Origin of the sequence: Deinococcus detaillensis, assembly GCF_007280555.1 — a bacterium.
GTDB lineage: Bacteria > Deinococcota > Deinococci > Deinococcales > Deinococcaceae > Deinococcus > Deinococcus detaillensis.
This window is the reverse complement of record NZ_VKDB01000048.1, coordinates 1-10,715: the sequence shown is the minus strand read 5'-3', so window position 1 is coordinate 10,715 and position 10,715 is coordinate 1. Positions and strand designations below refer to the sequence as shown.

The 10,715-nt window shown below is 63.5% G+C and carries 9 protein-coding genes and 2 pseudogenes; 7 read left to right on the top strand and 4 right to left on the bottom strand.

Features of this window, described 5'->3' with window-relative positions:
* Positions 1-674: 674 nt before the first annotated feature.
* Positions 675-770 (top strand): annotated as a pseudogene (locus FNU79_RS18285) (IS6 family transposase); the annotation flags it as partial.
* 216 nt (positions 771-986) lie between these two features.
* Here FNU79_RS18285 and FNU79_RS18280 read toward each other — a convergent pair.
* Complete coding sequence (locus FNU79_RS18280) at positions 987-1,766, bottom strand: AraC family transcriptional regulator (protein ID WP_143722234.1); 780 nt, start codon at positions 1,764-1,766, stop codon at positions 987-989.
* A 79-nt stretch (positions 1,767-1,845) separates the two neighbouring features.
* Here FNU79_RS18280 and FNU79_RS18275 point away from each other — a divergent pair, with 79 nt between their 5' ends.
* The 6 genes from FNU79_RS18275 to FNU79_RS18250 are packed head-to-tail and all read left to right on the top strand — an operon-like array spanning position 1,846 to position 7,971.
* On the top strand, positions 1,846-2,817 hold the full coding sequence (locus tag FNU79_RS18275; RefSeq protein ID WP_143722233.1) for a proline racemase family protein: 972 nt from the start codon (positions 1,846-1,848) through the stop codon (positions 2,815-2,817).
* Positions 2,814-3,947, top strand: coding sequence for an NAD(P)/FAD-dependent oxidoreductase (locus tag FNU79_RS18270; RefSeq protein WP_143722232.1), 1,134 nt, complete (start codon positions 2,814-2,816; stop codon positions 3,945-3,947). Before FNU79_RS18275 ends, FNU79_RS18270 begins: the two co-directional genes overlap by 4 nt.
* Positions 3,940-4,209: a (2Fe-2S)-binding protein gene (locus tag FNU79_RS18265; protein ID WP_143722231.1), complete on the top strand. Its 270-nt coding sequence runs from the start codon at positions 3,940-3,942 to the stop codon at positions 4,207-4,209. The genes FNU79_RS18270 and FNU79_RS18265 overlap by 8 nt, the downstream gene beginning before the upstream one ends.
* Positions 4,199-5,482, top strand: a complete 1,284-nt coding sequence (locus tag FNU79_RS18260; protein ID WP_143722230.1) for an FAD-dependent oxidoreductase — start codon at positions 4,199-4,201, stop codon at positions 5,480-5,482. The genes FNU79_RS18265 and FNU79_RS18260 overlap by 11 nt, the downstream gene beginning before the upstream one ends.
* Before the next feature lie 51 nt (positions 5,483-5,533).
* Positions 5,534-6,451, top strand: a complete 918-nt coding sequence (locus tag FNU79_RS18255; protein WP_143722229.1) for a dihydrodipicolinate synthase family protein — start codon at positions 5,534-5,536, stop codon at positions 6,449-6,451.
* Positions 6,448-7,971: an aldehyde dehydrogenase (NADP(+)) gene (locus tag FNU79_RS18250; RefSeq protein ID WP_143722228.1), complete on the top strand. Its 1,524-nt coding sequence runs from the start codon at positions 6,448-6,450 to the stop codon at positions 7,969-7,971. Before FNU79_RS18255 ends, FNU79_RS18250 begins: the two co-directional genes overlap by 4 nt.
* An 85-nt stretch (positions 7,972-8,056) precedes the next feature.
* Here the strand turns inward: FNU79_RS18250 and FNU79_RS18245 are convergent.
* The 3 genes and pseudogenes from FNU79_RS18245 to FNU79_RS18235 form a co-directional block, all read right to left on the bottom strand.
* Positions 8,057-8,844: pseudogene (locus FNU79_RS18245) on the bottom strand (IS6 family transposase).
* 160 nt (positions 8,845-9,004) lie between these two features.
* Positions 9,005-9,328 carry a putative quinol monooxygenase gene (locus FNU79_RS18240; protein ID WP_143722227.1) on the bottom strand — a complete coding sequence of 108 codons (324 nt, stop codon included), beginning with the start codon at positions 9,326-9,328 and terminating at the stop codon, positions 9,005-9,007.
* Positions 9,325-10,101, bottom strand: coding sequence for a type 1 glutamine amidotransferase domain-containing protein (locus FNU79_RS18235; RefSeq protein WP_225430174.1), 777 nt, complete (start codon positions 10,099-10,101; stop codon positions 9,325-9,327). Before FNU79_RS18235 ends, FNU79_RS18240 begins: the two co-directional genes overlap by 4 nt.
* Positions 10,102-10,715 lie beyond the last annotated feature (614 nt).

Genomic DNA, 10,715 nt, shown 5'->3' with positions numbered 1-10,715 from the left:
CTCGTTTGAAGTCAGCGGTATGGATTCTGCGGTTTGTCATGATGGTGCCTCCTATTGTCGAGGCTTATCTCCATCTACGCAAAACTGGGTCACCCTCAAATTATATTGATCAAGAGCCGGATCAGGTTAGTGACCACATGAGCTTCAGGCGGCCACTTCAACTGTAGGATTGACGTGGGGAAAAAGACTAACGGGCGCAAGCGGCACATCACCTTAGATACGCTGGGCTCACTGCCGCTGGTCATGGTCACAGCAGGGAGCGTGTAAAATCGGGCGCAAGCGCTGATCTTGCCGGCGTTGCTCGCCAAGCGTTTTCCGCATCCGGGCGGGTGGTGGATACACGGGTGAACCCGTGTCCTGGGCCAAAGAGGTCTTGAACTGGATCGTGGAGGTTGTCGAGGAGCTGGCTGGACAACAGGGTTTTGTGGTGTTACACCGACGCTGGGTAGTGGAGCGCACCTTCGCATGAATGACCCGCTGCCGTCGACTGAGTCGGGATGACGAGGGTTTGCCCTAAACGACGCAGGCGTGGTTCTGCCTTGCCAACATCCGGCTCATGTTGCGCCGCCTGGAACCCGCTGCCTAACCCTTTTAAAACGGTTGTGTTGCCTTAGTCGGATTGGAGTAGGCTGACCACCGTGATCGACGGAACGCCCTATCGCCACCGCTTCCCGATGATCATCCAGCACGCTGTGTGGCTTTATCACCGCTTTCCCCCGAGCTATCGGGACGTCCAGGAATTGCTGCACCAGCGCGGCATCCAGGTTAGTGGCGTCGTGAACGAACGCCCATGAGGACGCCACTCCTCCCGTCCTGCCCAAGAAGCAATCAGAAACAAGCGTTCCAGACGTGTTCAAGCGTCGCGGCAGAGGTGGTCTGAACCTCAGACTATGCCTGTCTTCAGTCTGCCGTGACACCAGTTAGGGCAGCACAACCCTTTGATGATCATGCACACTCGGTCTATAAACTGGCATCTGACAGGCTGCTTACCGCTTTGCCTCAGCTGCATTTCCCTGAGCGAAGCCACGAAATCCGCTGGGTGTCAGTCCTACCGCACCCTTGAACGCGCGGGCGAAGGCGCTGTGGTCAAAGTAGCCGCACTCGACGGCGATCTGCGCCACCGACAGACTGGTCTGGGAGAGCAGCGCTGTGGCGGCCTGAATGCGGGTGCGGGTCAGCAGTTGCGTGGGCGTCAGGCCGTATACGCGCCGGATCTGGCGCTCGAAAGTGGTCACGCTCAGACCGGCGCTTCGGGCCATTTCCGGCACGCTGGGCGGCGCGGCGTACTCGGCCTCTATCCGGGCAGTGGCGGCGGCCAGCCCCAGAGCCGAGGCGTGAGAGCGCGGCAGGTGAAGGTCGCGCGACAGTCCCAGCAGGCCCACCGGGGCGCGGGGTTCACCCAGCATGCGTTTGGTGGTCAGGCACCAGCCCGCTTTGCCCCCCGGATACAGGTGCAGTTCCAGATGTTCGGTCAGGGTGCGGCCCGTCAGAACGGCGGTGTCCTGCTGGGTATACGCCGCCCCCAGCGACGTTGGAAAGACCTCGCTGGCCTGCAAGCCCAGCACGGCAGAGGCGGGGCGGTTCAGCCGCTCCAGCAGGGTGCGGTTGGCGTACAGGTAGCGTCCCTGTGCATCTTTCACGAAGGCCACGGTGTCTGGGAGATAGTCCAGTACGTCGAGTAGTGCGTCCAGACCCAGCCGCCGGATTGCCTCTGGCAGGAATCGAATTCGTTTTGCGCCGGGGAGAAGCGGCGGGAGTACGGGCATACCCTATTGTGCCCAATTCGGCAGCCAGCCTCGCGAACTTCACCAAGACAGAGAGTCTGCTGCTGGCTTACCTTAAGGTATGTCACCCGCCCCCTCAACTGTTTCTACGGTCACGCACCGCATCCGCTTCGTGGATTCCCATTCGGCGGGCGAGCCGACGCGTGTGGTGCTGGACGGCTTTCCGGAATTACCAGGCGAAACCCTGGCACAGCAGCGCGAGGCATTAAGGGGCGACTTTGACCGCTGGCGTACCCTGGTCAATCTGGAGCCGCGCGGCAACGAGGTGCTGGTCAGTGCCTTGTTGCTGCCTCCCAAGTCGCTGGACTGCGTCACAGGCGTTATTTATTTCAACAATGCTGGGCCGCTGGGCATGTGTGGTCACGGCACGATGGGCGTGGTGACGACGCTGGCCTACCTGGGGCGTATCGGCCCTGGCGATCACCGTATCGACACTCCGGTGGGTGTGGTCACGGCAACGTTGCACGACGATGGCCGCGTCAGCGTGGCGAACGTGCCCGCTTATCGCCACCTCAAAGATGTCACTGTCACCGTGGAAGGTCTGGGCGAGGTGCGAGGCGACGTGGCCTGGGGCGGCAACTGGTTCTATCTGGTGGATGTGGGCCAGCGGACGCTGAACCTTGGTGATATTCCGGCCTTGAACGACGAGACCCTGCGAATTCGTCAGGCGTTGAGTGAAGCTGGGATCACCGGAAAGGACGGCGCGGAGATTGACCACATCGAACTCTTCAGCCACGCCGGGGGGATTAACCGCAACTTCGTGATGTGTCCTGGCGGCGCTTATGACCGCAGTCCCTGTGGCACGGGCACCAGCGCCAAGCTGGCCTGTCTGGCGGCAGACGGTACTCTGGAACCCGGTCAGGTCTGGCGGCAGGAAAGCGTGATCGGCAGCGTGTTCGAGGGCCAGTATTCGCTCCGGGACGGTCAGGTGCTTCCCGTGATCACTGGACGGGCGTTTATCACCATGCAGGGCGAACTGATCGTGCAGCCGGGCGACCCCTTCGCCTGGGGCATCCGGCCAGAGGAGGGGTGAGCAAGTTGCACGCCATCGTCATCGGCGGCGGCATGGTGGGCGCGGCCTGTGCGGACGCTCTGGCGTTAAACGGCGTGCGCGTGACGGTGCTGGAGCCGGAACCCATCGGCGGCGGCGCGACGGCGGCGGGCATGGGTCATCTGGTGGTCATGGACGACAGCCCCGCGCAACTGGCCCTGACCGCCCGCAGCCTAGAACTGTGGGAGGCTCTGGCGCGGGACTTACCCGCACAAGCCGATTACCGCGCGTGCGGCACGCTCTGGGTAGCCAGCGACAATGAGGAACTGGAGGCGGTGGAGCCGAAACGTCAGGCCTATCTGGCTGCAGGCCGGGGAGCGACGCTGCTGGACGCCGCCGAACTGGCCCGCGCCGAACCAAATCTACGCCCCGGACTGGCTGGAGCCTTACGAGTGCCGGGCGACAGCGTGGTGTATGCCCCGGTGGTGGCCCAGTTCCTGCTGGAACGTGCGGGCGCAACCGTGCGGCGTGGGGCGGTCACGGAATTGATCGAGGGTGGGGTCAGGCTGGCGAGCGGCGAAAGCTTACACGTGGATCTGGTGGTGGTGGCGAACGGCATCGGAGCGGTGGGTCTGCTGCCCGGTCTGCCCCTGCGTCAGCGCAAGGGCCACCTGCTGATCACCGAGCGCGGCGTAGCGTCTCTTCACCCCGTCCAGGTCAACCATCAGCTTGTCGAACTCGGTTACCTGAAAAGTGCCCACGGCGGTGACGAGGACAGCGTGGCGTTCAATGTCCAGCCGCGCCCCACCGGGCAACTGCTGATCGGCTCCAGCCGTCAGTTTGGGCGTCCAGACCGCGAGATCGACTGGCCGCTGCTGCGCCGGATGCTGCGCCGCGCTGCCGAGTTTCTGCCCGCGCTGGCACAAACCTCTGCGCTCCGGGTCTGGACCGGGCAACGCTGTGCCAGCCCGGATCACCTGCCACTGATTGGGCCGCATCCTGACCTGGACGGCGTTTTCCTGGCGACGGGGCATGAGGGGCTGGGCATTACCACCGCGCTGGGAACAGCGGAGGTGCTGGCCGCGCAACTGTTTGGAGGCTTCTCCGAACTGCTGGCCCACGACTTCACGCCTGCCCGCTTTGGGCGCATGCCGGAGGCCGTCCATGCCTGAGCCGACGCTGGCTGTGTTGACATTGGACGGGAGGCGGGTCACGGTTGCGCCCGGAATCACGGTGCTGGCCGCCCTCCAGAACGCTGGCCTCTCGCCGCTGCGCCACAGCCTGAGCGGTGAGCCGCGTGGGGCGCTGTGCGGCATGGGAAGCTGTTATGAATGCCGCGCCGTGGTGGATGGGCTGTTGGTACGGACCTGCCTGACGCCTGCGCGGGACGGTCAGAATGTCCGCCGACTGCTGGAGGTAGCCCGTGAATTCTGAGGCCTGGGACGCCGTGGTGGTGGGCGCTGGCCCCGCTGGATTGATGGCCGCGCGGACTGCCGCCGAGGGTGGGTTGCGGGCGCTGCTGCTGGACGCCCAGCCGGGTTCAGGTGGTCAAATCTGGCGCGGCGCGGTAGCGGGACAGAAGGGGACGGCGGGCGACTTGTTGCGCGATGTGGCCTCCCATCCTGGAATCACCGTGATGAGTGGCGCGGAAGTGATGGCCGCAGAAACGCGGGAGCGGGCGCACACGCTGACGGTGACCACTGCGGCTGGACTGCGCCAGATTCACGCTGAACGGGTGATTCTCACCACCGGGGCCACCGAACGCTTCCTGCCCTTCGACGGCTGGATCCTGCCCGGAGTCTTCGGCGCAGGTGGCTTGCAGGCCATGAGCAAGGGCGGCCTGGACGTGCGCGGCAAGCGGGTGGTGGTGGCTGGATCGGGGCCGCTGCTGCTGGCGGTGGCAGCAGGCCTGCGGCAAAAAGGGGCGCGGGTGCTGGCCGTGGCGGAACAGGCGGGTTTGCCTGGTGTGGCCGCGTTCGGCATGGCGGCGGCGCGGCTGCCCGGCAAATCCCGTGAAGCATGGGCACTGGCCGCTAGATTGCTGGGCGTGCCGTACTGGGCCGACTGCGCTGTGGTGCGGGCCAGTGGGCAGAATCAGCTCCAGAGCGTCACCCTGCGGCGTGGGCGGCGCGAGATCACGCTGGACTGCGACTACCTGGCGGTGGGCTTTGGGCTGGTGCCAGAAACCCGCGTGGCGGCGTTGCTGGGCTGCGCCCTGGATGGCACAGGTGCGGTGCAGGTCAACGTCTGGCAGGCGACGAGCATTCAGGGGGTCTACGCCGCCGGGGAAGTTTGCAGCATCGGTGGCGTGGACGGAGCTTTGCTGGAGGGTTTCGTGGCCGGGTGCGCTGCCAGCGGTCAGATCGAGCGTTTACGTGATGCCCCACGCCGCGCCGAAATTCAACGCCGCTTTCAGGCCACGCTGGAACGCTCGTTCGCGTTGCGCCCGAAACGCCTGCCCACTCCATTGCCCACAACCATCGTCTGCCGCTGCGAGGACGTGCGGCACGGCGAGTTGCGCGGCTTCGCGGGCTGGACAGCGGCCAAGCTCCAGACCCGCTGCGGCATGGGCGCGTGCCAGGGCCGGGTTTGCGGCCCCGCGTGCGAGACCCTGTACGGCTGGCGGTTTGAGGGCGTGCGCGCTCCGCTGGTGCCTTTGCCGCTGGCCCAGTTGCTGGACGAACCTATCACTCTCAGTCCACCGTAACCACTCAAAGGTCTTCAGATACTCAAACCTCTCATTCAAAGGAGCCACACCATGACCCACTCCACCTCCTATTCCTTCCGCGGCGTTTTTCCTGCCATCACCACGCCTTTTAATGCCGATGGCAGCGTGGATCACGGCTTCCTGCGCGAACACGCCCGCTGGATGATGGCCGCCGGGTGCGACGGCATGATTCCGCTGGGTTCGCTGGGCGAGACCAACACGCTGGAAATGGACGAGAAGATGGCGGTACTGGAAACCCTGGTGGATGCCCTGGACGGCAAGCCGGTGATTCCCGGCATCGCCAGTCTCAGCACGGCGGGCGGGGTGCGGCTGGCCCAAGCAGCGCGGGATGTGGGCTGCGGCGGCCTGATGGCGCTGCCGCCTTATGTCTATACCAGTGACTGGCGCGAGATGAAGGCGCACATGACCGCGCTGGTGGGGGCCACCGAGCTGCCCGTGATCCTGTACAACAACCCCGGCGCGTACCGTACCGATTTCCTGGCCCCGCAGATCGCCGAGCTGGCCGGAGAGCATGCCAACCTACTGGGCGTCAAGGAAAGCAGCGGGGACGTGCGCCGCATAACTGCCCTGCGTGCCGTGCTGCCTGAGTCGGTGGATATTCTGGTGGGTCTGGATGACGCCATCATGGAAGGTGTGGCGGCGGGCGCAACAGGCTGGATCGCGGGCCTGATCAACGCCTACCCCGCCGAAAGTGTGCGCCTGTTCGAGTTGGCGCGTGACGGCAAAACAAAGGAAGCCGCTGAACTGTACCGCTGGTTCCTGCCGCTGCTGCGTCTGGACGTGGTGAACAAATTCGTGCAGCTGATCAAGTTCGTGCAGGAAGAAACCGGGCATGGCAGCGCCCGCGTCCGCGCCCCCCGGCTGGAACTCACAGACGCAGAGAAGGCCGAAGTACGCGCCGTCATTGAGGCTGCGTCCGGGCGCGTGCCTGCAGGGGTTGGGTCATGACCGGCCGCACCTTCCAGGCGACGAATCCAGCGACGGGGCAGCCGCTGGCTCCAGCATTCAAGGTCACAACACCAGAGGAACTGGAGTCGCTGGTAGCGGCAGCGAAGGATGCGGCGCGGAGCTTTGCTACCAGTTCGCCCACACAGCGGGCTGACTTCCTCAACGCCGCCGCCGCCGCAATCGAGGCGCGGGCCGACGCGCTTATTGAAGCGGCGATGGGAGAAACCGGCCTGCCTGAACCCCGACTGCGCGGCGAGGTGAGCCGCACCGCCAACCAGCTTCGCCTGTTCGCGCGGGTGGCGGCGGACGGCTCATGGGTGGACGCACGCATTGATCACGGCGATCCGGCCCGCAGGCCAGTCCCCAAACCGGATGTCCGCAGCATGCGAGTGGCGCTGGGGCCAGTGGCAGTCTTCGGGGCCAGCAACTTCCCGCTGGCCTTCAGCGTGGCCGGGGGCGATACCGCTTCCGCGCTGGCGGCAGGGTGTCCGGTGGTAGTCAAGGCGCACCCGGCGCACCCGGCCACCTCCGAGTTGGCGGCAGCGGCCATCTGTGAGGCGGCGGCGCAATGTGAACTGAGTACAGGCGTCTTCGGCATCGTCTACGAGGACGGCTACGAACTGGGCATACAACTGGTTCAACACCCTGAGATTCACGCCGTCGGCTTCACCGGCTCCCGTACGGGTGGGCTGGCCATCGTGGCCGCTGCTCAGGCCCGCGAGGTGCCGATTCCCGTCTACGCCGAGATGAGCAGCGTCAATCCCAGCGTGTTCACGGCGGCGGCCATTGACAGGGGCGGCGCGGCGCTGGCGGGTGGACTGGCCACCAGCATCAGCGGCTCGGGCGGCCAGCTCTGCACCCAGCCGGGGCTGCTGTTCGTTCCAGTGGACGAGGCGGGCGACGCCTTCCTGGAACAGGTGGCGGCGAAACTGGATGCCACTCCAGCCTGTACCCTGCTCACGGGCGGCATTCTGAACGCCTACCAGAAGGGCGCAGCCGAGCATCTCGCAGCGGCGGGCGTTCAGCCTGTAACCCAGGGTTCGGAGCCGGAGCAGGGCGCGCAGCCCCAGCTTCTCAGCGTTCCCATTGCCGCTTTTACCTCCGATCTGGCCGATGAAGTCTTTGGCCCTCTGAGCATTGCGGTGCGCTATGACCGCCTGGAAGAGGTCATGCCTGTGCTGGCCGGCCTGGAAGGCCAGTTGACTGCCAGCCTGCACGCCACCAACGACGAACTGGACGATCTTTCTGACCTGTTGCACGTCATGGGACAGCGGGCCGGGCGACTGGTGCTGAACGGCTTTCCAACCGGAGTAGAAGTCGGCCATGCGATGGTTCACGGCGGCCCCTTCCCGGCCACCAGCGACGGCGGGCGCAGCACCAGCGTGGGAAGCCTCGCCATCGAGCGTTTTGCCCGTCTGCGCGCGCATCAGGACTTTCCTGACCGTGCCCTGCCGCCTGAGTTGCAGGACGGCAATCCATACGACATCTGGCGTCTGGTGGACGGCGAACGGACGCGCTGAGGGCGGCAATGCTGTTCTGAAGGTTCTGGCAAGTTGTTGCTGACAAGGTAGACCCGAGGAGCAGCGGCAGCAGGTGGCCTGAACTTCAGGCCACCTGCTGCACGACGTCCTTCCAGCTTCGCAGTGCGGTTCTTAGAAAAGATCGTCGGTCGTGAGCGGGGATGGTCGAGCGGGTAGAGCCGTGAAGATTGGTATCTTAGGCAGAACAGCGCCGATGACGACGCTTGCCCGCTGATTCTCGCGTGCATGTCGAGAAATCCTTGGATCCGTTTGACTTACCAAAATCCCAGTTAGCCTCGTTCCTGACCTTGTGTAGGTAGATGAGACTGTCTTGGACAGAACGGACGCCTGCCCGCTGCTCAATCAAGTTGTTGCACCGGGCGGTTGAGATCGCCTGCTGGTGATCGATATCCTCCAGGATCGGAAGTTTGCGGCGCGGATGCCCGCCCCATAACTCGCCAGCTTATCCGTGCAGACTGTGTCTGGAACGTCATATTCGCCCAACAGTCGCTGAAAGAAAGACCGTGCTGCGTCTGTGTCTCGGTGGCGCTGGAGCAGCACGTCAAGCACGGCCCCGTGTTCGTCAATCGCTGTCCAAGGCCAGTGGGTCACTCCACCCACGACCACGTGCATTTTATCGAGATGCCACCGGGAACCCCGGCGGGGTTCCCGGTGGCGTAAGTTCTGAGCAAACTCACTACTGAAATTGATGCACCAGGTGCGGGTAGACTCGCGGGAGACGTCAATACCGCGCTCGAACAACAGTTCCTCGACATCCCGGTAACTCAGGGCATATCGGTGGTAAAGCCAGACGGTATGACCGATAACTGAAAGCGGGAATCGGTATCCTGGAAGTTTCTGGCCGGTCAGCATGGCTTCACCCTACGCCAACAACTTGCCAGAACCCGCACAGTTGAGGTATACCCCAGTTCGACACCTGTCGCGAGAACTGACGACGGTCCAAAAGCATCGTTGCCGAGCGCAAGATGGAACGTTCTCACAGCTCAGATCTCGCACACAACAAGATTTAAAATCAGCCAGCGACGTCTATATCATTGAGCACCGTGACCTGCGGAGCCTCGCTGAACCAGTCGCCAGCTTTGGCGCGGTACGCCTGGTAATGGGCACTTGCGCGGTGAGCCTCAACGGCCTTCATATCGCGGTAGCGCTCCTGGACATGAAAGCGCAACACACCCTCCTTCTCCTCAAGCAATAGGTCGTAGCGGAGGTTGCCTTCTTCCTGACGGCTGTGCCGAACCATAGTACGCATTTCCTGCTCGACCTGCGCAGCACACTCGGGTTTGGGAACGATGATGGCCTGCACGTTGACGTATGCGGTTGCGGCGTCGCTGTTCATGCGCCTGCCGCCATAGGGCTTTCCTTGAGGGCCGATAGGAACACCGTTACAAACTCCTCGTCGCTCATGGGATTTTGCCCAGTGATCAGTTCACGGTCGCGCGTGACGTGGCTGCTCCATTTCGCGCCGTTCTGGATGGTCATTCCAGCGGCGGTCAGTGCGTCAGCGGGGTAGTACAGCATGGGGGCCTCAAAACCGCTCTCGGCCTCCTTCTCTTCAGGCGTGCTGAACACGGTGGCCTTGTAACCATCGTATAGGAAAGCCTGAGCCGTCGGCGTACCGCCGCTCTGCAAGATGTCCTGGTAGGTGGCGGCGTCATCCTGCGCAGCCAGCAACGCCACGGGGGCGTGGCAGATCAGGGCAGTGGGGAGGGCGCGGGCATGAAAGTGTGCCAGCACGCGGCGCAGGTCAGGATCACGCATCAGTTCAATCATGGGCGCGTGCCCGCCAGGCAGGAACACGGCCACATACTCGTCCAGGTTCGCAGCAGCATTGGAGAGCTTGATGATGGGGCCGCTCAGGGTCTGGTCGACAAAGGTCTTGATTTGTTGGTACTCGGCCTCATCTTTGAAGAAACTGGCGGCGTCGCTGCCCGGGTCTAGCGGGGGACGATTGCCGCGCGGCGTGGTGACGGTGAGGTCGTAGCCTTCCTGTACGAGGCGGTGGGCGGGCACGCCGAACTCGTTAAGGTAGAAGCCGGTGGTGTGTGTCTGTCCGCCTTGCAAGGGTAGAGCGGATTCACTGGACATGACGACGAGGATTTTTTCTTTCATGCCACCCACCATAGGAATTAGCAGCGAAGCAATATGTACAGCAAAACACTTTATTTATTAAAGCGTCTTAAGCAAACGTCCAGACGCAGGCACCACTGAGGCGCAGCGGTGCGGCCTGGCAGAAAACTTTAACTGAAACAGATTTGGCGAGCTGCTCAACCAGCAGTAGGAGGCCCAGCAGCGCCTATGCCTCGGCTCGCAGGTGCAAAATCTTTTTGCGCCTGGAGGTGGCAGCAGGGTTGCCACCTCCAGCCAGAGTGAGTCGCTTGGCCACGGTGTCCAGCAGGGCGCGGACTGAGGGTAGATGGGTTGTGTTCAGCTGGTCACGGTGGAGCAAGACAGGCGAAAGGGGTGGGGAACCAGTGCCCGACAACGAGGAGATGTTCTAACTGCTCGACCGAACCTGTTTCTGGCTGGTTAAATTTGCCAGTAGTGGCCGCAAGCCGTGTCAGCTTGCAGCATGCAACTTCAAAGCGGTTTGAATCCTGACGCAGCGCTGCTTGTTCTGATCGGCGGCGCAGTGCGAGAAAATACCCTTGATGAAATTCTGACGCCGGACAGTCGGCAGACGCTGAGCGCCGCTGCTGATCGGCTGCTCCCAGATCTCAAGGCCG

Coding starts and splice junctions, on each gene's coding strand:
- FNU79_RS18265 (WP_143722231.1), top strand. CDS start 3,940: ATGCCTGAGCCGACGCTGGCTGTGTTGACATTGGACGGGAGGCGGGTC.
- FNU79_RS18240 (WP_143722227.1), bottom strand. CDS start 9,328: ATGAACAGCGACGCCGCAACCGCATACGTCAACGTGCAGGCCATCATC.
- FNU79_RS18275 (WP_143722233.1), top strand. CDS start 1,846: ATGTCACCCGCCCCCTCAACTGTTTCTACGGTCACGCACCGCATCCGC.
- FNU79_RS18280 (WP_143722234.1), bottom strand. CDS start 1,766: ATGCCCGTACTCCCGCCGCTTCTCCCCGGCGCAAAACGAATTCGATTC.
- FNU79_RS18255 (WP_143722229.1), top strand. CDS start 5,534: ATGACCCACTCCACCTCCTATTCCTTCCGCGGCGTTTTTCCTGCCATC.
- FNU79_RS18250 (WP_143722228.1), top strand. CDS start 6,448: ATGACCGGCCGCACCTTCCAGGCGACGAATCCAGCGACGGGGCAGCCG.
- FNU79_RS18235 (WP_225430174.1), bottom strand. CDS start 10,101: ATGAAAGAAAAAATCCTCGTCGTCATGTCCAGTGAATCCGCTCTACCC.